The organism is Dokdonella sp. GW821-FHT11D02 (assembly GCF_058808595.1).
The window spans coordinates 3578041-3604189 of sequence record NZ_CM179520.1 but is presented as its reverse complement, the minus strand read 5'-3'; the positions used below and the strand labels follow the sequence as shown (position 1 = coordinate 3604189).

Sequence of the window (26149 nt, the reverse complement as noted above, 5' to 3'; positions counted from 1 at the left end):
CCGCTCAGTCTTCGTCGGCGGCAGGCGCGTCCGGCGCGGTACGGCCGCCGAGGCGATCCAGTTCCTGCTCGAGGATCGCGAGTTTCTGGGTCAGGCGTCGGATCTGGCGCTCCTGTTTGGAGCGGTCGATATCGAGCTTGAGCAGGCGGATCAGCACCAGCGACAAGCCGATGATGATCGGCAGCACCGGCGCATAGACGATGCCGGTGGCGTGGCCGAGCCAGATCACCACATTCGGGAACACACCGAGCACAAAAGTCGCTGCGGCGACCGCGAACCACCAGACCGCGAACGGGCCGTGCAGATGATCGCGCCGGACCAGGAACAGGATCGCGCCGGCTAGGCCGACACCAAGGATTGCCGAGGTGATCTGGCCGGTCAGCATGCGCGGCCGTCCGCAGCCGCCCGCGGCGCCTGGCGCCGGCCGGCGTCGATCTGGGCCATGCACAACACCGTCGTATGCAGCATGTAGCGTGCGACTACCCACCACGAGGCGAACACCCGAGAATGGCCTTGCCGCCGCGGCAGCATCGGCGTCGGCGTTTCCTCGATGGCGAGGCCGTGCTTAGACAGTAGCATCAGTACACCGACGTCCTGATAGTCGAGCAGGCTGGCCTCCGGTCCGGCCAGGATTTCCACCGCGCGACGGTCGTATAGACGCAGGCCGGAGGTGAAGTCGCCGAGCTTGAGGCCGGTCAAAATGCGCAGATAGCGCCAGGCGATGCGCTTGGCGCGGCTGAGCCGCTCGATGCAGGTACCGATGACGACGTTCGCGCTGCTCCGCGCTTGCGCCGTGAACAGCGCCGGCAGTGACTCGGGCAGATGCTGGCCGTCCGCATCGAGGGTGATGACGCCGGCGTAGCCGTTGCGTCGCGCATAGCGGATGCCGGCCTGGGTCGCCCCCCAGGCACCGAGGCCAAGCGGCAAAGTGAGTACCTCGCCGCCCGCCGTCCGGACCTCGGTCGCGGTTGCGTCTGTACTGGCATCGTCGACCACCAGTACGCGGCAGCCGAGCGCCGCGCGCACGCCGGCGACGACCGTGCCGACCGTGGCCGCCTCGTTGCGCGCGGGGATGACGGCCAGGCACTCGCCGGCGAGGAGCGGTACGGAAGGAATCGGGGCCACGAAGGGGAGGCGAGTCGCAGGGAGGCGCGATTCTGCGGATGGGGGTGGGGTAGGTCAATGCGCCGTTAACTTGGCGAGGGTTTATGGAGGTTTGCGTTCGTGGGGTCGAGGCTTCGAGGCAACGACTCTTCTCATATAGGAGAGGTTGCCGAGCAGTGCCGATCGCAGGCCGCCGTCCGGGTCGGCAAAGAATTTTCCCGAATCGTGTCCGGTTTCCATCCGGACGTGCGTCATAGAGGTTCGTGGGTTCAGGCGCGGCCGCACGGCAGCCCCTGACCGGGTCGAGGGACCGCATGCAGTTGGGGACCCCCTTCTCGAATCGGGCACGGGTTAGCCTGGTCCACGCTGCGAACGTGTTGACATGGTGTTAACTCTTCACTATCGTCCGCGCGGATCGGGCTTGGTTAACCAACATTCACAACCAAACGGGGATGGGGACTGCACCTCGCCCGAGACACTCTGGGAGATTTCTCATGAACACGAAGATGAAGCTTCTTTCGCTGGCTCTGATCGGTACCGTTGGTTTTGCGGGCAACGCCATGGCAGGTACCTGCCCGGGTGGTCCGACGACGGCCGAAGGCGGTGCATGGTCGGGCAAGACGCAGACGCAGGGTGCGGTCAGCATCGTGGCGAATGGTCTGGAAGCAACGCCGAGCGCGTGCAAGCTGCAGGCCGTTTACAACGCGGGTGCCGGTTCGTTTGCTTCGGCCAACGTGCGCGACGACTCGCCGGCTAACGAAACGCGTTACCGCGCGCAGTTCCTCATCAATGCTGACGCCGTCACCAATCTGGGTTCGTTCGCTGCTACCACGGTGTTCAGCGCTCAGTCGGCTGCCGCTTTCCCGGCGACCGGCGGCACGACCCGTATTCTGCAGCTGACGATCTCCGGCGGTTCCGCTGGTGCCAAGAAGCTCAACGTTGTTGCTTCCAACGCCGGTCAGCCGAACGACATCATCACGGGCAACGTCGACCTCGCTGCGGGCACGAACCGCATTGAAATCGAATGGAAGGCCGCTACCACTCCGGCTGGAACGGACGGCTACGTGAAGCTTTGGGTCAACAGCACCACCGAAGCCAGCGTGACGCCGATCGCCGGCGGCGCTAACTTCGCCGCTCTGGCGAATGGTGGCTGGGTTGGCGTCAAGACCGCTTACCTGGGACTTGCTGCGCCGAACGGTCCGTTCCGTCAGAACAACACCGGACAGAACACCTTCTTCGATGCATTCGACTCCCGTCGCACGACCTTTATTGGTACCGGCGGTTAAGCGTCGAGCATCTTGTTAGAATTTAAACTTATAGGAGTGATGAAATGCGCAAGCTTCTTCTGGCAGCGTCGGTAGCTTTGGTTGGAATGGGAGTGTCCGCTAGCGCGTTCGCTCAAACGTGTGCGTCGCCGCTTCCGGCGAAGAGCAATACGCCGTTCTCGGGTGATACCTGTGCGGGAACCAATGCCTTCCCGTCCTTCCCGGGCGGCATTCCGAGCCCGCAGAACGATGTGGTGTACAGCTTCGTCGCTCAGGGCGCGGATGCGGTCATCACCGTGCAGGGCAGCGCCGGTCTGGCGGCTCCGGGTTGGGTCATTCTCGCTCCTTGCGATGCCGTCAATGGCAACATCGTGGCGAGTGGCTCGAACAGCGGCGGCAGTGCTACGGCTCCGGCTCTGAGCGGCCTGACGGACGGGACGACGTACTATCTGGTCGTGACGACCGATCCGGGTGCGGGCCAGCCGAACACGGCGTGCGGAACGTTTAGCGGCACCGTAAACGGTACGCTTCCGGTTCAGCTGCAGAATTTCTCGGTCCAGTAAGCAGTTTTTTTCCTGCCTCGAAAAGCCCACCCGAATAGGGTGGGCTTTTTTCTTTCTGAAGACTTATGCGCGCATTCCTGTTTCTGTCGCTTCTGCTCGTTGCGCCTTCCTCAAATGCGGTTTTGTCGGTAGGCGATCAGCACTTGGGCGAAATCTATCAGTTCAACCGAGCCAAGGCTTCGGTATCCATTTCCAATGCTTCCGATACGCCGGTCAAGATTCTAGCGGTCGAGCCGGTTCGAGCCGGCGATCGGGTGATCGAGGTGCCGCCGAGTATTCCGGCCAAATCGACCGTAAACGTCGAGGTCGAAATCTTCAGCGGCGAAGACATGGGGGAAAGCACTCATAGATTCCGTGTGCGGACCGGCGCCCCGGCCGGAAGCTCGGAGCCGCTCCTTTCCGTCAAATTCTTCGGGATGTCGGTGGTGGACGGCCCCTCGCCTCGGGTGGATTTCGGTGTCGTGAAATCGGAGGATTTTCTCGTACAGAAGACCGTCGAATTGGATAGCCGCGACGCTCCTGGCCTTCGGGTTGCGAACGTGCTCGCCAGTCCGGGCTTCGTCGACGTCAAAGTCGATTCCGAAGGTCGCAAGCTGTCGTTTCAGATCAAGAAGGATGCGCAGCTAGGCATTCAAAACGGTACGGTCAAGTTGGCGACCAATTCCAAATTGCAGTCAGAGATCTGGATACCTGTCCGAGCTGATGTGCAAGGCGACGTCGTTCCCTCGGTCAATCCGTTGGACCTGGGCACGATTCGTGTCGGCGAAGAGGGCACCTATCTGGTGAAGCTGGAAAGCCGCAGCGGTAAGGCGGTCAAGGTGACCGATGCCAAACTGGAAGGTATCGCGGGCAAGGTCGAAGCATCGTCTTGTTCGCCTGAGAAACCGAGCTGCGTTTTGCTCAAGGTGCGCCTTGCAAAAATAGAGTCGGAAGGGATGGCTACGGGCACTCTTTCTGCGAAGGTTTCGGGTTCAGACAAGATAGTGTCGGTTATCGTCGGCGGACTCGTGGTTTCGAAAACGGCGAGGGTGGTGCCAATCGACGATGCGGCGCGACAGTCGAGCGTCAAACCTCTTCCTGATGCGCAGGCCCAGCCGCAACTAGATCTTGGTGGTGCCGTAAAGAACGCAATTCGGCGGGACGAACAAGCAGCCGTGACACCCCCGGAGGGACGGGGTCCTTTGCTTAAGTGGTCAGTAGCCAATGAGCAAGCCCTCTACGGCTATGTCGTCTATCGCGCGGACAGCGAGAAGGGTCCTTACGCGAGAGTCAACAAGGAAATCATAAGAGTCGCGTCGGACGACCACGGCGACGGCGTGTACCAATGGCGCGACGTATCGGCCGAGCCGGGGAAAACGTACTGGTACTCGGTCGCGATGCTCTACCAGGACGGGCATCGAGAAAAGCTAACGGATGCAGCGAAAGTCGTTGCCAAATGACCGGCGAGGCTAGGCTAGAATGAAACGCAGGCGCTAGTTTAGATTGTTCGAGTAGCCGCAAATCCCCTCATTCGAGAAGCTTATGCCCACCCAAACTCCCAGCTGGTCCGAGCGGAAAGTTTATGCCGCAGATGGCAACGCACAAGCCTGGCTCGGTTCCGCGGTCGCGGTATCGGGCGACTTCGCGCTGGTGGGAGCCAAGAATACGACCGTCGATGGTAGCGAACATCAAGGCGCAGTTTACGTTTACCAAAAGCTGGGTGGAGTCTGGAAGCAGGTTCAGAAGCTGACGGCCGCCGATGGCGTCGCAGGCGATCAGTTCGGTACCTCCGTGGCGTTGTTCGGCTCACTCGCCATCGTTACGGCACCGTACGCCACAGTAAATGGCAGAACGTGGCAGGGAGCAGCCTACGCCTTCATCATTTCGCCGCAAGGCTGCAAGCAGACGCAGAAGATCGTGGCGCGTAACGGAGCAGCTTTCGAGACCTTCGGAATGCTGGTCCAGATGGATTCGAAGTGGGTATTCATCTCTTCCGGCGGAGCCAACCGCGGCGGCTCAATAATCCCGTTTCGTGTGCGCGCCTTCAAACCCCAGCCCAGAGGGATTGCTGGAACCTGGACGGAGCATTCGGTATTGAATTCTCCCGACGCCGAAGATTTGTCCAACGGCTTCGGAGCCTCCGTTGCGGTAGCAGGCTCAAGGCTTCTGATCGGTTCGCGCACCGTGACACTCAATGGTCGAGCTGGTCAAGGCGCCGCGTACATCTACACGTACGATTCTTCCGAACGCTGGACACTGGATACTCGCCTAACAGCGCAAGACGGCGCCGCGCGCGATAACTTCGGCGTTTCGGTTGCACTGTCCGATCAAGAAGTTTTCGTCGGTGCATTCGGCGCCACTATTGATGGGAACGTAAGCCAGGGAGCGGTGTATCGCTTCGCCAACGTCGGTGGCAAGTGGGCACAAACGCAAAAGATTCTTGCCGAAGAAGGAGCCGCGGCGAGCCTCTTTGGTTCGTCGATGAGCTTTTCGCAGAACAAGCTGCTCGTCGGAGCGTATGCCGTCGATGACTATCGAGGAGCGGCCTACGTCTTTGCTCCCAGCGGAGGGCTGTGGAAGCAGATTAAGACATTGACAGCGAGCGATGGCGCCATACGAGATGTCTTCGGTTACTACTGCGCTCTCTCCAAGAGCGATGCGCTGGTGGGTGCTTACGGGGCGTCGATTGAAACCTCCCGGCAAGGCGCAGCTTATTTCTTCGCGATGCCTCAGCGCGCCGTGGTGAGTTCGTCGTAAAGAATCGTAGTCGATCGACGGAAGGTATTGGCTGGTACAACGACCATGCGCTTAGGACTTGGGAAGCGCGGACAAGACCGCCTCATCGGCGCCGGCGCGAAGCACGCTCCCTTGTTCGTACCAATCGCCAAGCACGATGCGCTTGTGCGACTCCGCGCCACCCGGTAACTGATGCACCGCAGGTCGGTGCGTATGCCCATGAATTAGCGTCCGCACGCCGTGTATGCGCAATGCATCGAGCACCGCCGAAGCATTGACGTCCGTGATTGCATCGTCGACCGACCGTGTGTAGCGCTGACTTTCGGCCCGAGCCTGCGACGCAAATGCCTGCCGCTCGGCAATCGGGCGCTGCAGAAAGGCGCGCTGCCAGACCGGCGAGCGCGATTGCTTTCGGAACGCCTGATAGGCGACATCATCCGTGCACAAGATGTCGCCGTGCATCAGCAGCACGCGCTCGCCTTCGATCTCGATCACGCAAGGGTCGGGGAGCAAGGTCATCCGCGCGCGCCGCGCATAGGCGTCGCCGAGCAGGAAGTCGCGGTTGCCGTGGACGTAGAAGCACGGCACCCGGTGCGCATGCAACTGAGCCAATGCATCGGCTACTTGGCTCGCCGTTTCATCGTCGGTGTCGTCGCCGATCCAGGCTTCGAACAAGTCGCCGAGGATGTAGAGCGCTTCGGCTTGGACGGCTTCGTCGCGCACGAAATCGACAAATAGTCGGGTGATGTGCGGTCGGCTTGCGTCGAGATGCAGGTCGGAAATGAACAGCGTCGTCATGCCGGAAGTCTAGCCGACACTTCGATTGACCGATGCGGCATCGGCCGGCATTTGCATCAGCCGTGGTCACGGACGCGGACGGCGTGATGGCTTGAGGTCGGCGTTGCCGCGGGGCCCGCCATTACAACGCTCGTGCGAGGCGCGACCTTGTCGCGCCTCGCATCGAAAACCGTTACGGCACCATGCTGACCTTTTCGATTACGACAGCCGTGGTCGGCACGTCGCTGCGGAACGGGCCCTGTGGGCCGGTCGGCGTGGCCTTGATCTTGTCGACGACCTCCAAGCCCGAGGTCACCTTGCCGAACACGGCGTAACCGGGGTTCGCGTCGCTGACGTAGTCCAGGCGCTGGTTGTCGACGGTGTTGATGAAGAACTGGGCGGTTGCCGAGTTCGGGTCCATCGTGCGCGCCATCGCGACGGTGCCGCGCAGATTGCTGAGGCCGTTCTTCGATTCGATCGGAATCGGCGCCTTGGTCGGCTTCTGGTGCAGATCCTTGGTGAAGCCGCCGCCCTGAATCATGAAGGTGGCGATCACGCGGTGGAATACGGTGCCGTCATAGAAGCCGCTCTTGACGTAACCGAGGAAGTTTTCGACCGATTTGGGCGCCTTTTCCGGGTACAGCTCGACCGTGATGTCGCCGAGGTTGGTCTTGATCAGTACCTTGTTCGAGTTCACCGCGGCCTGGTCGGCTGCAGGTTTTTCGGCGGCTTTGGCCGGAGTCTTCGCGGCCGGTTTGGCGGCGGCTTTTGCCGGCTTCGCGTCGGTCTTGGCGGCGGGCTTAGGGGCAGGCGCGGGAGCGGTCTGCGCGAACGAGTAGGCGGGGACGAGCAGGGCAAACAGGAACAACGCGCGTTTCAGCACGGAAACCTCCGAATCGGGTGAAGGGAACGACGGCGAATGATAGGCGCTGCGGCGCGACGCGTCATGCCGGGCGGTGAGTTGCCGATACCGACGAGTCTAGGCCTCGGCGTCTTCCAGCGCGCGCACGTGCAGCTTCAGGTCGAGAATCTTGAAGTAGTCGCGCTCCTGCTCGAGATCGGCGCGTGTCAGCGCGTGCTGAGCCAGCCAATCTTCGGGCAGGTCCAGGCGCAGGGTTTTGTCTTCGGCTTGGAGGCGCAGCGGCGGCAGCGCTTCGGTCGTGCGTGGGCGCTCCAGCAGGGCCGCCAGGCGCAGCAGGGCGGTCAGGCGGCGGGCAGGGCGGCGCAGGCGCTCAGGCAGCGCGTCTAGCGCCTCCCGATCGGGTTTGCGCCGATGCGAACGGATGATCGCCGCCAGCGCCTGCTGGCCCTGTCGGCTGAAGCCGGCGAGGTCGGAGTTCGCCACGATGTAGGCGCCGTGGATGTGGTGCAGGCTGTGTGCGATGGCCAAGCCGATCTCGTGGATGTCGGCAGCCCAGCCGAGCAGGTCGCGATCGAGCGAGCCGAATTGCCAGGCTTCCTCGACCTGCTCGAACAAGGCGACGGCGGCGTGGTGTACGCGCGCGGCCTGCGCGCGATCGACGCCGTAGCGCGAAGCGAGTGCGGCGACGCTGCCGGCGCGCGGATCGCCGTGCATGGCGCGGCCGACCATGTCGTACAGAAGGCCCTCGCGCATCGCCGTTTCGCAGGTCGCCATGTGCTCCAGCGCGAAGGTCGCAAACACCGCTTCCATGATCGCGACGCCGCCGGCGAGTACCGGCGCGCGCTCTTCGGCGAGGCCGGCCAGGCGCAGGTTCTCCACGCTGCCGGCCTCGAGGATTGCCTCGCGCAAGCGCGCCAGCGACGACGGCGTGATGCCTTGCTCGCTCCAGCCGTTCGCCTGCACGATCGCGCCGATCGCCTTGGCGGTGCCGGATGAGCCGACCGCCTCGCCCCAGCCGCGCGCCTTGTAGTCGGCGGCGAACTGCTGCAACTCGACCGCGATCTCGGTCTGCGCCTGGCGCCAGCGCTTGGCGGTGAATTTACCGTCGTGGAAGAAGCGCAGCGTGCTGGCGATGCAGCCCATCTGCAGGCTTTCGGTTTCGAGCGCGTCGTAGCCCTGGCCGATGATGAATTCGGTACTGCCGCCGCCGATGTCGACGACCAGGCGGCGCTGATTGGAGACGGCGAGGTCGTGCGCGACGCCGAGATAGATCAGGCGCGCTTCTTCGCGGCCGCTGACCACCTCGATCGGATGCCCCAACGCCGTCTCGGCCGGCAGCAGGAAACTCTGCGGATTGGCCAGGCGCCGCACCGTGTTGGTGGCGACCGCGCGCACGCGCTCGTGCGGAATTGCGCGCAGGCGCTGGCCGAAGCGCGCCAGGCACGCCAACGCGCGCTCACGCCGCTCCGCATCGAGGCTGCCGTCGGGGCGCAGCCCCAACGCCATGCGCACGCTGTCGCGCAGGCGGTCGATCAGGCGCAAGCTACCGTGTTCGTAGCGCGCGACGACGAGGTGGAAGCTGTTGGAGCCGAGATCGACGGCGGCGAGGGTATCGCCGTCACGGATGTCGTGGCTGACTCGCGTCACCGGGTGCACTCGCGTGAGGGAGCGGGATTGTCGCACGGGACTCTGTAGGGACGATGTCGAGGCGCTCGCGCGCGCGACCGCTTTGGCTGGCCGCCGCGAGCGAGAGGAGGGGGCGGACAAGACCGTTCCTCAGGTGTACTTCGCCAGCAGGATTTGCTGCGCCGAATGCGGCGGAGCATCGCCCGGCGAGGTTCGGGCGTAGCTGCCGTCGGCTTCCAAGGTCCAGGCCTGGGTGTTGTCGGCCAGGTAATTGGCCAGCGATTCTTCAAACACGCGCTCGGCCAGCTTCGGATCGAGGATGGGGAAGCAGGTCTCGATCCGGCGCAACAAGTTGCGCTCCATCCAGTCGGCACTGGAGCAGTAGATTTCCGGCTGCTCGTCGTTCTGGAACCAATACACGCGGCTGTGCTCGAGGAAGCGGCCGACGATCGAGCGCACGCGGATGTTCTCCGACACCCCGGCGATGCCCGGCCGCAGCGTGCAGGCGCCGCGAATGATCAGATCGATCTGCACACCTGCTTGCGAAGCGCGATAGAGCTGCTCGACCACACGCTCCTCGTTCAACGCGTTCATCTTGGCGATGATGCGCGCCGGCTTGCCGGCGGCCGCGTGCGCGATCTCGCGCTCGATCTTCTCCATCAGCCCCTTGTGCAGGGTGAACGGCGAGTGCAGCAGGCATTTCAGCTGGATGATCGGGCCGAGTCCCGACAGCTGCAGGAACAACAGATGCGCATCCTCGCCGATCGTCGGATTGGACGTCATCAAGCCGAAGTCGGTGTAGATGCGTGAAGTGATCTGGTGATAGTTGCCGGTCGACAAATGGCAGTAGCGGCGCAGCGCGCCCTGCTCGCGCCGCACGATCAAGAGCATCTTCGCGTGCGTCTTGTAACCGACCACGCCGTAGACGACCTGCACGCCGGCCTCCTGCAGACGGTTGGCCAGACGCAGATTCGCTTCTTCGTCGAAGCGGGCGCGCAGTTCGACCACCACGGTCACGTCCTTGCCCTGGCGCGCCGCTTCGATCAGATGGTCGATCAAGGGTGAGGCGTTGCCGACGCGATACAGCGTCTGTTTGATCGCGAGCACGTCGGGATCGACGCTGGCTTCGCGCACCAGTTCGATCACCGCGTTGAACGATTCGAACGGATGGTGCAGCAGAATGTCGCGTTCGCGAATCGCCTCGAACAGGCTCTGCTCCTCGATCACCGCCGGCAGTACGCGCGGCGTGAACGGCGGGAATTTGAGATCGGGACGATCGATCTGGTCGTACACCGCGCTGACGCGACTGACGTTGACCGGACCTTCGCAACGGAACACTTCCGATTCGGTCAGCTGGAAGTTCTGCATCAGCATGTCGGCGATGGCCTTCGGACAGTTGTCCGCGACCTCGAGTCGCACTGGCTTGGCGAAGCCGCGACCCTTGAGTTCGTCGCGCAGCGCGAGCGCGATGTTCTCCACTTCGTCCTCGTCCACCACCAGTTCGCTGTTGCGCGTGACGCGGAACTGATACGAGCCCTTCACCTGCATGCCCGGGAACAGCTCATCCATGAACTCGTGCAGCACGCTGGAGAGGAAGACGAATTCGTAGGGCGATTCGGAGACTTCGCTCGGCATGCGGATGATGCGCGGCAGCGAGCGCGGCGCACGCACCAGCGCCATGTGGCCTTCGCGACCGAACGCGTCGCGGCCTTGCAGCACCACAGCGAGGTTTAAGCTCTTGTTGAGGATGCGCGGGAACGGATGCGCCGGATCGAGGCCGAGCGGCGACAGCACCGGCAAGCTCTCGTTGCGGAAGTAGCCTTGCAGCCAGCGGCGCTGCTTCACCGTCCAGGTGTCGCGCTTGGAAAAGCGCACGCCCTCACGCTCGAGCGCCGGCAGCAGGGTGGCGTTCCAGAAATCGTACTGCGCTTTGACCAAGGTCAAGGCGCGCTCGCGAATTCGCGCCAATGCTTCGGCCGGCGGCAGCGCGTCGGGTCCCGGGCGCGGCTCGTTCAAGCTCAGCTGTTCGCGCAGCACGGCGACGCGCACCTCGAAGAATTCGTCGAGGTTGGTGCACGAAATGCACAGATAGCGCAGCCGCTCGAGCAGGGGAACGCCGGCGTCCTCGGCCTGCGCCAGCACGCGGAAGTTGAACTCGAGCTGGGCCAGCTCGCGGTTCAGATAGAGGGCGGGATCCTTGAGGTTCTGCTGCAGCACGTCGCGGTTCATGGCGGCTCATCGGTCAGTGGCAGAACCGGCCTCTGAGTCCGGTTCGCGGAAAAACGGTCGCGGCAGAGCCGCGTCATCCTTGCCGCGACCGGCGCTCGAGCGCCGGCTGCGACGGTACCTCACGTGCCGAGCGGTCTATCGGACCGCTCCTCTCATTCCAGCAATGCGCGTTGCGCCGCGCGTTCGTCGGCTTGCAGGGGCGTAACGCCTTCGCGCTGCGCCAGGGTCTGGCCTTCGTCGGACAGGGCGTAAGCGAGGAAGGCGGCCGGCAACGGCGCCGGCGCACTGCCCGGTCGGCGATTCACGTACAGATACAGGGCGCGCGACAGAGGATATCGACCTTGCGTGACAGCTGCGCGATCCGGCATCACGGGAATCTCGCCGTCGCTGCGCGCAAGCGCAAGCGGCTTGACCAGGCCGTTGACGTAGCCGAGGCCGGCATAGCCGATCGCTTCGCGGTTTCCGGCCACGGTGGCGACGACGGCACCGTTGCCGGGCCAGGCGACCACATCGGCGCGATAGTCGCCGCCGCAGAGAGCGCCTTCGCGGAACATCTCGTAGGTGCCGGAAGCATCGTTACGGCCGCTGGCAAGCACGCGCGCAGCCGCCAGCGTCGTATCGGCGAAATCGAGATCGCGCCAGTGTCGAACCGGAGCGGCGTTGCCGCAGCGGCGATCGGCCGAGTAGATCGCATCGAGTTGGGCCAAAGTGAGGTGCGTCAGCGGATTGTCGGGATGCACGAATACGGCGATCGCGTCGTGCGCGACGACGATCGCAGTGGGCGCATAGCCGTAGCGCGTGATGAACGCCGCGGATTCCGCCGCGTTCATCGGCCGGCTCATCGAGCCGAAATCCGCAGCGCCCTCGATCAACGCGGTCGGTGCGCTGGCCGAACCGGCCGCCTGTACCTGCACCCGCACATGCGGATGTGCCGTACGAAATGCCTCCGCCCAGCGCGCGACGAGGGCGCTGACGGTATCCGAACCGACGCCGGTCAAAGTCCCGGCCAGCGCTTCCACCGCTCCGACGCTCGCGCTGCCGCACGCGAGCAGAACGCCGGCGAACCAAGCCAGTAGCAGTGGCGTCGGCCGGCTCACATCGTTTCTGCCAGCGCCAGTGGTTCGAGCAGGCGCTCGCCACCGAAGACGCAGCTGAACGTGCTGCCGACACCGAGCTCGCTGCTGATGTCCAGACGCGCTTGATGCAACTGCAAAACGTGCTTGACGATCGACAGACCGAGGCCGGTGCCGCCGGTGTCGCGCGAGCGGCTGGTGGAAATGCGATAGAAGCGCTCGGTCAGACGTGGCAGATGCTGGGGCGAGATGCCTGGGCCGGTATCGATCACCGACAATCGCGCTCCGCTGTCGCTGCTTTCCCAACGCAAGGTGATGCGGCCCCCGGCCGGGGTGTAGCGCACCGCGTTGCTGACCAGGTTGGAGAAGGCGCTGTGCAGTTCCTTGGTCGAGCCGAGCAGATCATGGCGGCCGCGCAGCTCGGTCGTCACCGTGTGCTCGCCTTGGCTCAAGGCGACCGCTTCGCGGCGTAAGGCTTCCAACAGCGAACGCAAGCTGACGCGTTCCTGCGGCAAGTCGCTCTGCGCTTCGAGTCGCGACAGCGTCAACAAATCTTCGACGATCTGCGTCATGCGGCGCGACTGGTTGCGCAGCTCGTGCAGGATCGACTCGTACTCGGGCATGCTCTCCGGCTCGATCATGTCCAGATAGCCGTGCACCACGGTCAGCGGCGTGCGCAGCTCGTGCGAGACGTTCGCGACGAAGTCGCGTCGAACCTGCTCGAGCCGCATCAACTGGCTGACGTCGCGCGCGACGAGCAGGGATTGTTCGTCGGCGTAGCGGATCAGACGCAGATTCAGACGCAGGTTCTCATCCGCCGGCGCGGCGAGATCGAGCAAGGGTTCGTTCGCTTCCGTGCGCAGCCATTCGGCGAAACGCGGCGCACGCACCAGATTGGTCAGCGGGCCGCCGATGTCTTGCGGATACTTCAGCCCGAGCAGGCTATTGGCCGCCGTGTTGAACCAGCGAATGCGGCGTTCGCGATCGAGTACCACCACCGCATCCGGAAGCGCAGCGGCGGCGTTACGGAATTCGCGCAGCAAATGTACGAAACGGCGCTTTTCCTCGAACGCACCGCGCTGGCGTCGACGCAGCAGATTCTGGATCTCGTCCCACAGGCCGCTGCCGTCGGCCGCCGGCACGTGGCGCGGACCGAGCAAGATCCGGCACAGACGCGCAAGGCGCAGCAAGCCATAAGCGAAGCAGGCGGCGAGTGCGATCAGCAGCGCTTGCGGAATCGCACGCAGCCAGCCGCCGAGTGCGAGCGCGACTAGCAGCAGGGCGCCCAGTCGCCACAGGCTTGAACGCCAGGCCCGATTCAGACGCGCGGACATTGGCTTATCGCCCCATCAGACGACGTCGATGCGGTCGCGGCGGATCGGAAGCGCTCTTCGTGCATGATCGATCCGCAGCGGAGCGGCGTCACACGCTGGTCGAGAAACGATAGCCGGCGCCGCGCACGGTCTGCACCAGAGCATCGCGACCGAACGGTTCCAACGTCTTGCGCAGACGGCGAATGTGCACGTCGACCGTTCGTTCTTCGACGTAGACACCGCCGCCCCAGACGTGATCGAGCAGCTGGCCGCGCGAATAGACCCGCTCGGCGTGTGTCATGAAGAAGTGCAGCAGGCGGTATTCGGTCGGGCCGATGTGTACCGGTTGATCGCCGGAGAAGACGCGGTGCGCTGCGCTGTCGATGCGCAACCCGCCGAGTTCGACCACACCTTCGGAGTCCTCGCCGTGCGTGCGCCGCATGACCGCGCGGATACGCGCCAGCAGTTCGCGCGTCGAGAACGGCTTGACGACGTAGTCGTCGACGCCGGCGTCGAGGCCGCCGACGCGGTCGGTTTCCTCGCCGCGTGCGGTCAGCATGATGATCGGAACTTCGCGCGTCAGATCGTCCTTGCGCAGGCGTCGCGCAAGGTCGATGCCGCTCATACCCGGCAGCATCCAATCGAGCAGGATCAGGTCGGGCACACGTTCGCCGATCGCGGTCTGGGCGGCACGCGCGTCGGCTGCGTGCATGGCCTCCATGCCGGCCTTGCGCAACGCAAAGGCGACCATGTCGCGGATCGCGGTTTCGTCTTCGACGATCAGGATGTGTTTCTGCACTTCGGCACCGCAGGACAGCGCAAACCGTGCGCTTTATGACGCCATCATTGCAGCCGTATTGTGTTACGCGAGAATGACAGTGGGCGCTCTATTTCAGCGTCGGTCAGCCTCGAGGCCGCAACCCAGCGGCGTCATAGTATTACGGAAATATGACGTCCTGCGGTTTTCCGACACGAATCTGCAGGCGCGACGGCTCGCAGCATGACAGCGCCGGGGCCATCGAATTGGGCGAATCGGAGCTCGGCGAGCGCCGCTTCCTGAGCTCGAGTACGGTCGGTGTCAATTGCGTGATGCGCGCGTCGATGCGGCTGCGCTGGTAATAGGTCAGGTCCGACTGTTTGGAAAGCGCCTTCAGCTGGTTCAGCGCGTCCTCCGCCTGTCCGCTCAGATAGGCGGCTTCGGCATAGGCCTCGGCGGCGCGCACCTTGTCGCCGGCGAGCTGGTTGGCGCGCCCGAAGCTCTTCTGCAGATCCGGATCGTCGGCATAGCGCGCGACCAACGGACGCAGCAGCTCCAACGCGCGCTTGGCGCCGCCCGGATCGGCTTGACCGAGCAAGGCATCGGCGTAGGACAGCGTCACCGCGCGATTGCCGGGGAAGTCGGCGTAGGCGTGTTCATAAGTCTTCAGCGCGGCGGGCTTGTCGCCGGCGAGATCCAGTGCGTTCGCCAGTGCGAGGCTCAGTGGGGCGGAGCTTGGCTGGCGTTCGATCATCTTGCGCAGTTCCGTCACCGCGGTCTTCGCCTCGCCGCTGCGCGTCAGCGCGAGTGCGTAGCCGTAGCGATTCGCAACGGTGTCGAAGCTGGGGTCGTCGCGCAGGTTGTTGGCGTAGTACGCGCGGATGGCCGTCTTCGATTTCGCGCTCAGCACGCGTGCTCGCTCGCGCATCAGTTCGAAATAACCTTGCACCGAAGGTCCGCGCGAGATGCACGCGGTGACCGATACCTGCGGCAGCGTTTTCGGCTCGCCGGAACTCTTTTCGACCTTCGTCGTCGCCGCCTCGCTCGCGGCGATCGCGCTGGCTTCGTCGATCGTGTCCGAACTGGCACTACTTTTGACCTGTGCGGGCAGGCTCAAATTCAACGACCCCCCGGGGGACAGCGACGGCTTGTTCGGGCGCAGTTGCGGTTCAGTGGGGCAGCCGAGCTGTGCGGCGCGCTCCTTCGCTTCGGCGATGCGCTTGGTATCGAGCGGATGGTCGAGCAGGAATTCCGGAATGTCGATGCCGTTCACACGCATGACTTTCTGCAGCGCCTGGAACGCGCTCGCCATGGCGTTCGGATCGAAGCCGGCGCGCGCGAGAATCTGGATGCCGAAGCGATCCGCTTCGGCTTCCTCACTGCGTGTGAAATTGATCTGTCGCTGCTGCATCAGCGATGTACCGGCCGCCATCGCCGCCGGAGCCGCGTCGTCAGAGCGGCCCGAGGCCGCGATCATCACGCCGAGCATCGCCAGCATGATCGGAATCGATACTTTAGTGGTGTCTTCGAACGCGCGCAGGATGTGCTGCTGCTCGACGTGCGAGATTTCGTGCGCGAGCACGCCGGCGAGCTCGTCCTCGCGTTGCATCACGATGATCAGACCGGCGTTCGCCGCGACGAAGCCGCCCGGCATCGCGAACGCGTTGATCTGCTCGTCGTTCATCATGAAAAAGGTGAAACGCAGATTCGGATGGTCGCTGTTGGCGACCAGGCGATATCCGAGTCCGGTGAGGTAGTCGTTCAGCAGCGCATCGTCGAGCACCATGCCGTAGGCGCGCATTTCCTGCAGCGCACCGGCGCCGTAGTCGTACATCTCCTGCGGTGAAACCATGCCCGCAGCCGAGCTGCCGATGTCCGGCAGCTGCAGGTCGGGTTCGCGCGCGCCGGCAAGTGTCGCGACACAGGCGGCGGCTAACAGGGAGAGACCGCGGGAGAGACGCATGACCACACCGGACAGAACGGTTGCTGAGACCAGATTAACGCGCGCCGGTTCCCGCGGCTACCGAACCGCGGCAACGCTTAGCGCAGATTCATTTGCCGACGCTTCGGCCCTCATCCGACTACTTGATGGAGGTCATAGAGGTCTTCGGCCTTGGCTTCGGGACGTCTGACAGCGCCGCTTTTTTCAGTGCTTCCTGCAGATGGGGAGCTGGAGCGGTCTTGCAACGCCATGGCGTACGCCCCAATCTTGCGCCCAGCGTTATCTTTCGGAAATCCGCCATGAACCGTGTCGAGATTTATACGACCGCCGCCTGTCCGTATTGTGTCGCGGCGAAGAATTTCCTGCAGCGGCGTGGGTTCGAGTACGAAGAGATCCGCGTCGATCTCGATGTCCAGCGGCGCGATGAAATGCTCAGTCGCAGTCAGGGTCGCCGCACAGTGCCGCAGATCTTCATCGGAGACACGCACGTGGGTGGCTACGACGATCTGGTCGCCGCCGATCGTGCAGGACGTCTGCAAGAATTCTCGGAGGCGCCACGATGAGCGAGCGCATCGCCGAGTTCACCGCGTTTCGTCAGCGCATGAACGAACGTATTTTGGCGCAAGACAATCAAGTCGTCCGCCGCTTCTTCGCGCTCGACACGCAGACCTACAAGGCCGGCGCGCTCGATGTGAAGACCAAGGAAATGCTCGGTTTGGTCGCCTCGCTGGTTCTGCGGTGCGACGACTGCATCAGCTACCACGTCGCGCAATGCGCCCAGGCAGGCGTGAGCGAAGAGGAGTTCTTCGAGGTATTCAGTGTGGGCTTGGTGGTCGGCGGTTCGATCGTGATTCCGCATCTGCGTCGTGCAGTGGATTTTCTCGATCAGACGCTGGCAACAGAAGATGCGGTGTCAGAAACGCCTGCAAAGAGTTGAGTTAGCGCGGAACGCGCAGCAGAGTCACACGTGTCCCATTGCTGGCGCGGCCGGACAAGCGATCCAAGCCGACCTGATCGAAATCCGCCAGCGGCGACGCAGCGGCGCTCAGGCTACAAATGTCCGGATGATCGGTGCCGGCAGCGAGGCGGCAATCGAGGCGCGCATCGTTGACGGCGTCGGCCAGATGAAAGTTTTCGGCATCCTGGCTGCCCGCTGCGGCGAAATCGAACCGTCGCGGTGCACCGCCGTCGTCGGGCACCAAGACCCATTGACCGCCCCAACTGGCAGCGATCGGACCGCTGGAAAAACGCGAACGCGAGAGCATCAGCGGGCGGACTTCAAGGTCGCGCGTGCCGTCGTTGCGTACGACATAAGCGCGCGCCCGGCTCGGTGAGATGAATTCCAGTTCGACGCGCGGACCCGGCTGCACCTTGGGTTGGTTGCCGAGCGGCGCGAACGGCGAATCGCCGTTCGTGAGTTGCACCAGCGGCACGCTGGCGATGCGACCGTTCGGTTGCCCGGTGCCGAAGTACCAGGTCGCCACTCCGGTTTCGCCGAAGCCGAACAAGCCGATGGCGAGGTGGCCATCCTGCAGCTCGAGGCTGGCGCCGTTGCCGGCTGCCGCGGCGCCGGTTTCCGCGCTCGCCTCCGACCACCACAGGCCTGATTCGGGCATCGGCGCCGAAATCGCCGCATGGGTGTCGAGCAGGCCGAATGCAAACAAGCGCGGAGAGCCGCTGTCGGAGGAAAAAATGCGCGTGCGATAGACCTGTTCCGGCAGCACCGGTGCGGTACCGCTGGCGGCCGGATCGATGCGCAGATAGAACGAGGTCAGGTTTTTCGAGGTGCAAACTGACGGCGGCGACTTCAGCTCGATGCTGATATCGGTGCCATCAATGCTGATGCGGTCCAGCTGTGGCGTGCAGCTGGCGGGCGCCCGCCCGGTCAGGGCGATGCGCGGAATGATGGACGTGGTCGCGACCGCGTTCGTCTGCGTCTCGAGCAGCACGCGCAGATCCTTTGCGTTCAGCTCGGCCGCAGCCGCCGGCGCGGCGCAGACTAGCGCGCAGAGCCACGCGAAGACGACAGACCCGGCGGCCCGCTTTCTTGTACGAATCGACAGCATTTATGGATAATGCGCCCCCTCGCCGGCGCCGGCAAGTCGGATTTCCCGAAGTCCTTGCCGCGCAAGGTTTTTCGGCGCGATCGCTGTCATCTGACCGTCATCCAGGCCAGCAGCGGACGCCCACCTTTCACCCACGGCTGGGTACGCGCGGACGGTCCGCGCGCGCCGCTCGGCGCCCGCCCGCCGCGTTTCAGGAGACGTTTCGATGAGCACGACCATTGCAGTGATTCCCGGCGACGGCATCGGCCCGGAAATCATGGACGCCACGCTGCGCGTACTCGAGGAGTTGCGCCTCGGCCTTTCCTACGATTTCGTCGAGGCCGGCCTCGCCGCGCAACAGAAGTTCGGCGAACTGCTGCCGCAATCGACGCTGGACGCGATCGCCAAGCATCGCATCGCTCTGAAGAGTCCGCTGACCACGCCGGTCGGCGAAGGCTTCAGCTCGATCAACGTGCAACTGCGCCGCAAGTTCGATCTCTACGCCAACGTGCGCCCGGCGGTGTCTTTCCCCAACACGCGTTCGCGCTTCCCCGAGAACGTCGATCTGATCACCGTGCGCGAGAACACCGAAGGTGCCTACGCCGGCGAAGGCCAGCAGGTATCCGAAGACGGCGCCACCGCCACCTTGGTGCAGAAGATCACGCGCAAGGGATCGGAGCGCATCGTGCGCTACGCCTTCGATCTCGCGCGCAAAGATGGCCGCAAGAAAGTCACGATCGTGCACAAGGCGAACATTCTGAAATCGACCTCGGGTCTGTTTCTCAAGGTCGCGCGCGAGGTGTCGGAGCAGTATCCCGATATCGACCACAACGAAATGATCGTCGACAACACCTGCATGCAGCTGGTGATGCGACCCGAGCAGTTCGACGTGATCGTCACGACGAATTTGTTCGGCGACATCATTTCCGACCTCTGCGCAGGTCTGGTCGGGGGTCTCGGTCTCGCTCCCGGCGCGAACATCGGTGCCGATGCGGCGATCTTCGAAGCGGTGCACGGCTCGGCGCCGGACATCGCCGGCAAGGGGGTCGCCAATCCGTGCGCGTTGCTGCTCGGTGCCGCTCAGATGCTCGACCATCTCGGCCGTCAGAACGAAGCGACGCGCCTGCGTCTGGCGATCCGCGAGACGCTGGCCGCACGCGATCGCGTCACGCCCGATCTCGGTGGCAGCGGCACCACCCAATCGTTCGCCGACGCGTTGATCTCGCGCCTCGGCGGCTGATCGAAGGCGGCTCGGCGCGCCGGCTCAGCGCGCCGCCAGATGATCGAGTACGCGCAGACTTCCGCGTCCGGGCCGGTAGCCGGCTTCGAGAGCGGCGTGGACGAAGCCGATCGCGTCTTCGACCGCCGTTTCGAGCGGTTGGCCGCTGGCGAGACCGGCGGCGATCGCGGACGCCAGGCTGCAGCCAGTGCCATGGCTTTCGCCGCGAATGCGCCGCTGATGGAACCAGTGCTCACCCTCGCGCGTGAGCAGCAAGTCGACCACGTCGCCACCGCGCAAATGGCCGCCCTTCAGCAGCACGGCGCGTGCGCCCAGTTCGAGCAATGCGCTTGCGGCGGCACGCAGATCGTCGCGATCGCGGATCTTGCGATCCAGCAGAGCTTCGGCTTCGGGGACGTTCGGCGTCAGCAGATCCGCCCGTGCCAGCAGATGGCGGCGTATCGATCCGACCAGATTGTCGCGCGCGAGCGCTGCACCGGTGGTGGCGACCAGCACCGGATCGAGCACCACGCTGACGCGCGGATGACGCTGCAGGATTTGCGCGACTTCGCGCGCCAAGCCGGCGCTGGCGAGCATGCCGATCTTGACCGCACCGATGCGGAAATCGGCGAATACGGCGTCGAGTTGAGCGCGTAGCGTCGCGCGCGGCACTTCATGCACTGCATCGACACCGCGCGTGTTCTGCGCGGTGACCGCGGTGATTGCGCAGAGGCCGTGCACGCCGAATGCGGCGAAGGTGCGCAAGTCGGCCTGGATGCCCGCGCCGCCACCGGAATCGGAACCGGCGATGGTCAGGGCGATCGGAGGGAAGCGGCGGGTGGTGTTGGCGGAACTGTCGTGTTTTTGCAACAGAAAAGGCTCACTGCAATCGGAATGAAAGTGCCTGATTTTTCGGAAGCTATGAGGCTTTGGGACGAAAAGAGCAGGTCGAAATGCTTGACAACTGTTGCTTTTTCGCCAAAATTCACGCCAAATTACAGCACATCCTATTCACCACTGCAGTGACGGGGCGATGCAGCGGGCAACGATAACTATGGGGAAGTGGATGGGAGCGCTGGGCACAGGGCTAGCGCTCCCATTTTTTTCCGTTGCGGCACAAGCCGGCGTAGCGGATGGCGGAAACTCAGCCGCCGCCTACGTCTCCTCGTCGATCGAAAACGTCAGCGAGTCGGTGCCGACGCGCTGGCGCGCTTACGCGCTCGCCAGCATCACGCCGCAGTTCTCCTGGGCCTTGGCGCCGCAGGCGCTCGAACCTCCGCGCGTGCTCGACAACTACACCGGCACGGTCGAGAAAGCGGCTCTGTTCGGCGGCCGCGCGCGTTCCAGCGCTGAATTCTCGATTTCCGTCGCCAACGGCACGGTTTCCGATACGCCGAGCGTGCTGCCGGGACAGGCTGCACACCTAGTCGAAATGCCATCGAGCGGCTTGCAGCGTACTGTCGTCGCGCCGTCTCTGGCTTTGCGTTGGGGCGAGACGGGCGTCGTCCGCCTCACCGGCGTGCTGGCCTATCAGCGGTTCGCAACCTTCAATCTCGGCCTGACGCCGTCCGACGGCTGGGCACCCCCACCATCGTGGCTGGGCGACAGCTCCTACGGTGCCGGCGCGCGCATGGAAATCGGCAACCGGCTGAGCGAGCGCCTGAGCTGGAACATCGGCTATCAGTCGCGCGTGGGCATGGACACGTTCGCTCGCTATCGCGGCGTGTTCGCCGATCATGCCGACTTCGACATTCCAGCCAGCGCGACCGCCACGCTGGCCTATGCGATCACGCCGAATTTCAGCGTGGACATCGGTGCGCAGCGTATCGACTACAGCACGATCAAACCGTTCGCCAGCTCGAACCTGCCGCGACGCTTCCTCGCCTTGCTCGGCGATAGCTCGAGCCCGGTGTTCGCGTGGAAAGATCTCGACGTCTACAGCCTGGGCTGGACCGTGCGCGCCGATGCGCTCGGCAGCCTGCAATTGCGCTACACCACCCGTCAGCAGCCGTCGCCGACGTCGAAATTGCTCGAGCGCGCGCTCTCTTCCACGATCGCCAACAACATGGTTTCGCTGGGCTGGTCGCGCGCGTTCGGCAACAGTTCCAAAGTCAGCCTGATGGCGAGCTACGCAACCTCGCCGTACTTCCTGCTGATGCCGACTTATGTCGCGCAGAACGACGCCACCGCCAGCCGCTTCGAATTCGAAGCCTTGTGGTCGGTAAGGTTTTAGGGCGGGAATTCGGGATTGGAGATCGGGGATCGGGGATTAGACGGCAGTCCGACCCCAGATGCAGTGTTTTCTCCGAATCCCGAATCGCGAATCTCCAATCCCGGCTCTTACAGCACTTCTGAGGCGTAGTCCGCCAGCCGCGAGCGCTCGCCGCGACGCAGTGTGATGTGCGCGCTGTGATCCCAGGCCTTGAAGCGATCGACCGCGTAGGTCAGGCCCGAGGTCGTTTCGGTCAGGTACGGCGTATCGATCTGCTCGACGTTGCCGAGGCAGATCATCTTGCTGCCGGGACCTGCGCGCGTGATCAGCGTCTTCATTTGCTTGGGCGTGAGGTTCTGCGCCTCGTCGATGATGACGTAGCGGCCGAGGAAGGTGCGGCCGCGCATGAAGTTCATCGAGCGGATCTTGATGCGCGAAGCGAGCAGGTCGTTGGTCGCCGCGCGACCCCAGGCGCCGCCTTCCTGCGGACTGGTCAACACTTCGAGATTGTCGGTCAGCGCGCCCATCCATGGCGTCATCTTTTCCTCTTCCGTGCCGGGTAGGAAGCCGATGTCCTCGCCGACCGAAACGGTCGCGCGTGTCATGATGATTTCGCGATAGCGCTGCTGGTCCATGACCTGAGCGAGCCCGGCGGCGAGCGCGAGCAAGGTCTTGCCGGTGCCGGCGGTGCCGAGCAGGGTGACGAAATCGATTTCCGGATCCATCAGCGCGTTCAAGGCGAAGTTCTGTTCGCGATTGCGCGCCGAGATGCCCCATACCGTGTGCGAGCCGCTGCGATAGTCGTCGACGATCTGCAGCACGGCTTTGTTGCCGTCCAGCCGCAGCACGCGCATTTCGACCTCATCCTCGCCAGGCAAATACAAGCTCTGGTTCGGATGCCAGTCTTCGTCCTTGCGCCGCTTGAGTTCGTAATAGGTGCGACCGCGCTCGGACCACGAGCGCAATTCACCGTGACGGTCCCAGAAGTCGGGCGGCAGCTCGGCGAGGCCGGTGTAGAGCAGGCTGAAATCGTCCAGCGCGCGGTCGTTCTCGTAGTCCTCGGCGGTGATGCCGTAGATCGTCGCCTTGATGCGCAGGTTGATGTCCTTGGACACCAGCACGACCGGCTCTTTCGGCCGCTGATCGCGCAACGCGACGATCGAGGCGAGGATCAGGTTGTCCGGCAGCGTGCGCCGCTGGCTCTTGTCGGCCGCGACGAAGGCGGTGGTCTGGAAGTACAGGCGGCCGACCTTAGGTTTGCGGTCGAGCTGAATGCCTTGCGGCAGGCGCAGCTCGACGCCGTCCTCGATGTGGCGGCCGTTGGCGGCGACGATCAGTTCGTTGAGGAAGCGGCTGACCTGGCGCGCATTGCGCGACGTTTCCGAGGTTCCCTTCTTGGCGGCGTCGAGTTCCTCGAGCACCGTCATCGGGATGAACACGTCGTGTTCTTCGAAGCGGAACAGGGCGGTCGGGTCGTGCATCAGCACGTTGGTGTCGAGCACGTAGATGCGCTTGCCTCGGGTCATGCGGAGTTCTCGTGGGAACGAAGAAAAGATGCGCACGCGACAACCGCGGCGCTTGGCCGCGATGCATAGCAGAACAAGATGACGCTCACGAGTGGGCGAGTCGCTCGAGTACGGCGGCGGCATGGCCGGGTACGCGTACGCCGCGCCATTCCGCGATCAGAACGCCTTCCGCGTCGATCAGGAAGGTGCTGCGGATCACGCCGATGAAGCGACGGCCGTACAGGCTTTTCTCGCCGAGCACGCCGAACGCGTTGCACCAGGTTTCGTCGACGTCGGCGATCAGCGGAAACGGCAGTGACTGCTTGTCGCGGAATTTCGCGTGTGAAGCGGCCGAGTCGCGCGAGACGCCGACGATCTCGCAACCGTGCTTGCGGAACTCCGGGTAGAGGTCGCGAAACGCCTGCGCTTCGTTGGTGCAGCCGGGAGTGGCGTCCTTGGGGTAGAAATAGACGACGAGCGGCTTTCCGCGCAGATCCGCCAACGCCAGCGTACCGCCGTCGTGCAGCGTGCCCTTGAGCCTGGGGACCTTCTTGCCGATCGCGACCGTCATCAGAATTTCATCGGATCCATGATCGCGTCGAGGTTGAGTCCGTCGCAGAACTCGAGGAAATCGTCGCGCAGTGCCGCGATGTGCATGGTGTTGGGGATGCCGACCGTGATCTGCGCGGAGAACATGTCCGCACCGGTCTGCATCGCGCGGTAGCGAGTGGAGTGCAGCTGCTCGATCGTGATGTTCTGCTGCGCGAAGAATTCGGCGAGCTGGAACAGCACGCCAGGCTTGTCCGCCGCGACGACTTCGACCACGTAAGGCAGCAGGTTCGATTGCTGTTGTTTCGCGCTGGTGCGGAAATGGCTAAGGCGCAGCTCGCCATCGCGTTCGAGCCGCGCCAGCGCGTTCTCGAGCTTGGCGATCGCATCCCAGGCGCCCTGCGCCAGGGCGAGCACGCTGAGTTCGTTGCCGAGCGTGGACACGCGCGCTTCGGCCAGATTGCAGCCGCATTCGGAGATGCGCTTGCTGATAGCAACCAGCGGTGACTGTGCGGAGGCGCTGAACGCGCTGATCAACAGGTAGTTCTCGTTCGAAGCGGGACGCGACGCGCTGTCGGTCGGAACCTGTCTTCCTGCTTGCTTCACGATTCCGTCGCCCTGTCGGTCGCAACGCCACTGACCGGCGCCGGCAGATTGCAGAATACTGGCGGGGCGGAGGGGTCGCAAGCGAGCCGCAGCGTCGGTGCGGCGTGCGAATGGACTTGTTCCGATCATCCCCGCTACCATCGAAATTCCCGTAAGCGTCTGAATCTCCGCCTTGGTTCTTTCCGGCAGCATTTGCGCACTGGCGACGCCGCTGCGCTCCCGCGACGACCGCCTCGATCTGGAGGCCTGCGGCCGTCTGGTCGACTACCAGCTCACCGGCGGCACGCGTGCCTTGGTGGTCGCCGGCTCGACCGGCGAAGCCGCCGCTCTCGACGACACCGAATATTCCACACTGATCGAATTCGTCGCCGAACGCGTCGCCGGCCGCATACCGGTGCTGGCCGGCACTGGCATGCCGGCGACCGCGAAGACGGTCGCGCAGACGCAGCGCGCGCGCGCCGCCGGCGCTGATGCGGCCCTGGTCGTCGCGCCCGCCTATGTGCGGCCGACCCAGGCCGGCATGCTGCGTCATTTCAGTGAGGTCGCCGAACGTGGCGGCCTACCGATCGTGCTGTACAACGTGCCGGCACGCACTTCCAGCGATCTGCTGCCGGAGACCGTTGCGCAGCTCGCACGTCACGGCAACATCGTCGCTATCAAAGAAGCGTTGCCCGAAGCGCAGCGCATGCAGACCCTGCTCGCGCTCAGAAGCGAGAGCTTCCGCGTTCTCTCCGGCGACGATCCGACCGCGGCACGAGCCCTGCGAGCCGGCGCAGACGGTGTGATTTCGGTCGCCGCGAACGTCGCCCCAGCCTTGTTCGCCGCCCTGTGCGAGGCCTGTATGAAGGGCGAGGGCGATGCGGACGCACTCGACCGTGCCTTGCAGCCGCTGTACGCGACGCTCGGCGTCGAGCCCAATCCGATCCCGCTGAAATGGTGTCTGGCCCAGCTCGGCCTCGGCGAGGCCTATTTGCGCCTGCCGCTGCTGCCGTTGTCCGGTGCCTACCACGCCGCCGCGCTCGATACGCTGAATCGCCTCGGTCTGACCGAAGCCGCCCGAGCCGCCGGCTAAGCTAGACTAGGCGTCTCACTGGCTCATTCCACGAGATTGCACACGTGAAAAGAATTCTCCTCGCGCTGCTGACGGCCATCATTGCGGCTTCCCTGCTCAGCGGCTGCGGTTTCCTGCGTCGGCACAACGAACGCAAGAGCAACGAGTACAAGCTCGCCGTGGAAGAGCGGCCGCTGGAAGTGCCGCCGGGTTTGGACATGCCGAACACGACCGCCGCGCTGACGATTCCGAACGCGAGCGGCGCGGCTCCTGCGTCGGGCACGGCTTCGACGGGAAGCGATACGCCGCCGGTCGCCGGCGCCAGCGGCGCTGCCGGTGCCGCACTCGGCGGCGATGGGCTGCGTGTCGGCGATACCGTTGAAAGCACCTGGTCGCGCGTCGGCCTCGCGCTGGAGCGTTCCGGCGCCGCGACGGTTCTGAGCCGCGACGAAAGCGGACGTACCTATACCGTGCAGACCACCGGCCAAACCACGGTCAAGCCGGGCTGGTTCAAGCGCGCGGTCACGCTCGGTATGGCAAGCACCAAAAAGACCGCTCAAGTACAGCTCACGGTGCGCGTCAGCGCCGACGGCCAGACCAGCAAGGTCGGCATCGAAGGCGCCAACGACGAAGCGTCGCGCGACGCCGCGCGTGCGCTGCTGGCGACGCTGCGCGAACGCCTGTCCTGATTTCCACCTGATTCTCGATACCCCGCAGCGGCCGTCCGGCCGCTGCC

The 26149-nt window shown here is 64.2% G+C and carries 25 protein-coding genes; 10 read left to right on the top strand and 15 right to left on the bottom strand.

The genetic code is table 11. The features are described 5' to 3' along the window. Positions 1–4 precede the first annotated feature (4 nt). Both AC3QL3_RS15390 and AC3QL3_RS15385 read right to left on the bottom strand, forming a co-directional pair. A complete protein-coding gene (locus AC3QL3_RS15390) occupies positions 5–385 on the bottom strand; it encodes a DUF2304 domain-containing protein (protein ID WP_492894977.1) in 381 nt (126 codons plus the stop codon). Next, positions 379–1125 carry a glycosyltransferase family 2 protein gene (locus AC3QL3_RS15385; RefSeq protein WP_492894976.1) on the bottom strand — a complete coding sequence of 249 codons (747 nt, stop codon included), beginning with the start codon at positions 1123–1125 and terminating at the stop codon, positions 379–381. The genes AC3QL3_RS15390 and AC3QL3_RS15385 overlap by 7 nt, the downstream gene beginning before the upstream one ends. Positions 1126–1598: 473 nt before the next feature. On the opposite strand from AC3QL3_RS15385, the gene AC3QL3_RS15380 reads away from it, so the two are divergent. From AC3QL3_RS15380 to AC3QL3_RS15365, 4 genes are all read left to right on the top strand, one after another. Next, positions 1599–2390 (top strand): hypothetical protein, encoded by a 792-nt coding sequence (locus AC3QL3_RS15380; protein WP_492894975.1) that lies wholly within the window; start codon positions 1599–1601, stop codon positions 2388–2390. A 44-nt stretch (positions 2391–2434) separates the two neighbouring features. Continuing rightward, a complete protein-coding gene (locus AC3QL3_RS15375) occupies positions 2435–2932 on the top strand; it encodes a hypothetical protein (RefSeq protein WP_492894974.1) in 498 nt (165 codons plus the stop codon). 65 nt (positions 2933–2997) lie between these two features. After that, a complete protein-coding gene (locus tag AC3QL3_RS15370; RefSeq protein WP_492894973.1) occupies positions 2998–4371 on the top strand; it encodes a hypothetical protein in 1374 nt (457 codons plus the stop codon). A gap of 82 nt (positions 4372–4453) precedes the next feature. After that, positions 4454–5668, top strand: coding sequence for an FG-GAP repeat protein (locus AC3QL3_RS15365; protein ID WP_492894972.1), 1215 nt, complete (start codon positions 4454–4456; stop codon positions 5666–5668). Between the two features lie 51 nt (positions 5669–5719). Here the strand turns inward: AC3QL3_RS15365 and AC3QL3_RS15360 are convergent, their stop codons facing one another. The 8 genes from AC3QL3_RS15360 to AC3QL3_RS15325 all read right to left on the bottom strand — a co-directional run bounded on the left by AC3QL3_RS15360 (position 5720) and on the right by AC3QL3_RS15325 (position 16247). After that, on the bottom strand, positions 5720–6445 hold the full coding sequence (locus AC3QL3_RS15360; RefSeq protein WP_492894971.1) for a UDP-2,3-diacylglucosamine diphosphatase: 726 nt from the start codon (positions 6443–6445) through the stop codon (positions 5720–5722). Between the two features lie 172 nt (positions 6446–6617). Continuing rightward, on the bottom strand, positions 6618–7307 hold the full coding sequence (locus AC3QL3_RS15355; RefSeq protein ID WP_492894970.1) for a peptidylprolyl isomerase: 690 nt from the start codon (positions 7305–7307) through the stop codon (positions 6618–6620). A 96-nt stretch (positions 7308–7403) separates the two neighbouring features. Continuing rightward, positions 7404–8933, bottom strand: a complete 1530-nt coding sequence (ppx, locus tag AC3QL3_RS15350; RefSeq protein ID WP_492894969.1) for an exopolyphosphatase — start codon at positions 8931–8933, stop codon at positions 7404–7406. 129 nt (positions 8934–9062) lie between these two features. Then, entirely contained in the window at positions 9063–11141 is a 2079-nt protein-coding gene (ppk1, locus tag AC3QL3_RS15345; protein ID WP_492894968.1) for a polyphosphate kinase 1, read from the bottom strand. A 152-nt stretch (positions 11142–11293) separates the two neighbouring features. Then, on the bottom strand, positions 11294–12238 hold the full coding sequence (locus AC3QL3_RS15340; protein WP_492894967.1) for a PstS family phosphate ABC transporter substrate-binding protein: 945 nt from the start codon (positions 12236–12238) through the stop codon (positions 11294–11296). Beyond that, on the bottom strand, positions 12235–13548 hold the full coding sequence (gene phoR, locus AC3QL3_RS15335; RefSeq protein ID WP_492894966.1) for a phosphate regulon sensor histidine kinase PhoR: 1314 nt from the start codon (positions 13546–13548) through the stop codon (positions 12235–12237). Before phoR ends, AC3QL3_RS15340 begins: the two co-directional genes overlap by 4 nt. A gap of 88 nt (positions 13549–13636) precedes the next feature. Then, positions 13637–14326 carry a phosphate regulon transcriptional regulator PhoB gene (gene phoB / locus AC3QL3_RS15330; RefSeq protein WP_291185122.1) on the bottom strand — a complete coding sequence of 230 codons (690 nt, stop codon included), beginning with the start codon at positions 14324–14326 and terminating at the stop codon, positions 13637–13639. Between the two features lie 139 nt (positions 14327–14465). Then, entirely contained in the window at positions 14466–16247 is a 1782-nt protein-coding gene (locus tag AC3QL3_RS15325) for a M48 family metalloprotease (protein WP_492894965.1), read from the bottom strand. Positions 16248–16525: 278 nt separating this feature from the next. Here AC3QL3_RS15325 and grxC point away from each other — a divergent pair, with 278 nt between their 5' ends. Both grxC and AC3QL3_RS15315 read left to right on the top strand, forming a co-directional pair. Then, positions 16526–16789, top strand: a complete 264-nt coding sequence (grxC, locus tag AC3QL3_RS15320) for a glutaredoxin 3 (protein WP_492898939.1) — start codon at positions 16526–16528, stop codon at positions 16787–16789. Beyond that, positions 16786–17163, top strand: coding sequence for a carboxymuconolactone decarboxylase family protein (locus AC3QL3_RS15315; protein ID WP_492894964.1), 378 nt, complete (start codon positions 16786–16788; stop codon positions 17161–17163). The genes grxC and AC3QL3_RS15315 overlap by 4 nt, the downstream gene beginning before the upstream one ends. Before the next feature lies 1 nt (position 17164). On the opposite strand, the gene AC3QL3_RS15310 is transcribed toward AC3QL3_RS15315, so the two are convergent. Further along, positions 17165–18175, bottom strand: a complete 1011-nt coding sequence (locus tag AC3QL3_RS15310) for a hypothetical protein (protein ID WP_492894963.1) — start codon at positions 18173–18175, stop codon at positions 17165–17167. A 322-nt stretch (positions 18176–18497) separates the two neighbouring features. On the opposite strand from AC3QL3_RS15310, the gene AC3QL3_RS15305 reads away from it, so the two are divergent. Continuing rightward, positions 18498–19511 carry an isocitrate dehydrogenase gene (locus AC3QL3_RS15305; RefSeq protein ID WP_492894962.1) on the top strand — a complete coding sequence of 338 codons (1014 nt, stop codon included), beginning with the start codon at positions 18498–18500 and terminating at the stop codon, positions 19509–19511. A gap of 24 nt (positions 19512–19535) precedes the next feature. Here AC3QL3_RS15305 and thiD read toward each other — a convergent pair whose 3' ends face one another. Then, the gene (gene thiD / locus AC3QL3_RS15300) at positions 19536–20360 is read right to left on the bottom strand and encodes a bifunctional hydroxymethylpyrimidine kinase/phosphomethylpyrimidine kinase (protein ID WP_492894961.1); all 825 of its coding nucleotides are present in this window, start codon (positions 20358–20360) and stop codon (positions 19536–19538) included. A gap of 322 nt (positions 20361–20682) precedes the next feature. Between thiD and AC3QL3_RS15295 the strand changes: the two genes are divergently transcribed. Further along, a complete protein-coding gene (locus AC3QL3_RS15295) occupies positions 20683–21723 on the top strand; it encodes a hypothetical protein (protein WP_492894960.1) in 1041 nt (346 codons plus the stop codon). A 107-nt stretch (positions 21724–21830) separates the two neighbouring features. Here the strand turns inward: AC3QL3_RS15295 and AC3QL3_RS15290 are convergent, their stop codons facing one another. The 3 genes from AC3QL3_RS15290 to AC3QL3_RS15280 form a co-directional block, all read right to left on the bottom strand. Next, complete coding sequence (locus AC3QL3_RS15290) at positions 21831–23228, bottom strand: PhoH family protein (protein WP_492894959.1); 1398 nt, start codon at positions 23226–23228, stop codon at positions 21831–21833. Positions 23229–23313: 85 nt separating this feature from the next. Then, positions 23314–23778: a peroxiredoxin gene (locus tag AC3QL3_RS15285; RefSeq protein ID WP_492894958.1), complete on the bottom strand. Its 465-nt coding sequence runs from the start codon at positions 23776–23778 to the stop codon at positions 23314–23316. Continuing rightward, positions 23778–24365, bottom strand: coding sequence for a glycine cleavage system transcriptional repressor (locus AC3QL3_RS15280; RefSeq protein WP_492898937.1), 588 nt, complete (start codon positions 24363–24365; stop codon positions 23778–23780). Before AC3QL3_RS15280 ends, AC3QL3_RS15285 begins: the two co-directional genes overlap by 1 nt. Before the next feature lie 169 nt (positions 24366–24534). Between AC3QL3_RS15280 and dapA the strand changes: the two genes are divergently transcribed. Then, the gene (gene dapA, locus AC3QL3_RS15275) at positions 24535–25434 is read left to right on the top strand and encodes a 4-hydroxy-tetrahydrodipicolinate synthase (RefSeq protein WP_492894957.1); all 900 of its coding nucleotides are present in this window, start codon (positions 24535–24537) and stop codon (positions 25432–25434) included. A gap of 44 nt (positions 25435–25478) precedes the next feature. Continuing rightward, a complete protein-coding gene (locus tag AC3QL3_RS15270; protein ID WP_492894956.1) occupies positions 25479–26102 on the top strand; it encodes a hypothetical protein in 624 nt (207 codons plus the stop codon). The last annotated feature ends 47 nt before the right edge of the window (positions 26103–26149 follow it).

Excerpts from the sequence above, each read along its gene's own strand:
- AC3QL3_RS15390 (WP_492894977.1), bottom strand. The coding sequence starts at position 385 with ATGCTGACCGGCCAGATCACCTCGGCAATCCTTGGTGTCGGCCTAGCC.
- AC3QL3_RS15380 (WP_492894975.1), top strand. The coding sequence starts at position 1,599 with ATGAACACGAAGATGAAGCTTCTTTCGCTGGCTCTGATCGGTACCGTT.
- AC3QL3_RS15375 (WP_492894974.1), top strand. The coding sequence starts at position 2,435 with ATGCGCAAGCTTCTTCTGGCAGCGTCGGTAGCTTTGGTTGGAATGGGA.
- AC3QL3_RS15370 (WP_492894973.1), top strand. The coding sequence starts at position 2,998 with ATGCGCGCATTCCTGTTTCTGTCGCTTCTGCTCGTTGCGCCTTCCTCA.
- AC3QL3_RS15365 (WP_492894972.1), top strand. The coding sequence starts at position 4,454 with ATGCCCACCCAAACTCCCAGCTGGTCCGAGCGGAAAGTTTATGCCGCA.
- AC3QL3_RS15360 (WP_492894971.1), bottom strand. The coding sequence starts at position 6,445 with ATGACGACGCTGTTCATTTCCGACCTGCATCTCGACGCAAGCCGACCG.
- ppk1 (WP_492894968.1), bottom strand. The coding sequence starts at position 11,141 with ATGAACCGCGACGTGCTGCAGCAGAACCTCAAGGATCCCGCCCTCTAT.
- phoR (WP_492894966.1), bottom strand. The coding sequence starts at position 13,548 with ATGTCCGCGCGTCTGAATCGGGCCTGGCGTTCAAGCCTGTGGCGACTG.
- AC3QL3_RS15325 (WP_492894965.1), bottom strand. The coding sequence starts at position 16,247 with ATGCGTCTCTCCCGCGGTCTCTCCCTGTTAGCCGCCGCCTGTGTCGCG.
- grxC (WP_492898939.1), top strand. The coding sequence starts at position 16,526 with ATGAACCGTGTCGAGATTTATACGACCGCCGCCTGTCCGTATTGTGTC.
- AC3QL3_RS15315 (WP_492894964.1), top strand. The coding sequence starts at position 16,786 with ATGAGCGAGCGCATCGCCGAGTTCACCGCGTTTCGTCAGCGCATGAAC.
- AC3QL3_RS15305 (WP_492894962.1), top strand. The coding sequence starts at position 18,498 with ATGAGCACGACCATTGCAGTGATTCCCGGCGACGGCATCGGCCCGGAA.
- AC3QL3_RS15290 (WP_492894959.1), bottom strand. The coding sequence starts at position 23,228 with ATGACCCGAGGCAAGCGCATCTACGTGCTCGACACCAACGTGCTGATG.
- AC3QL3_RS15285 (WP_492894958.1), bottom strand. The coding sequence starts at position 23,778 with ATGACGGTCGCGATCGGCAAGAAGGTCCCCAGGCTCAAGGGCACGCTG.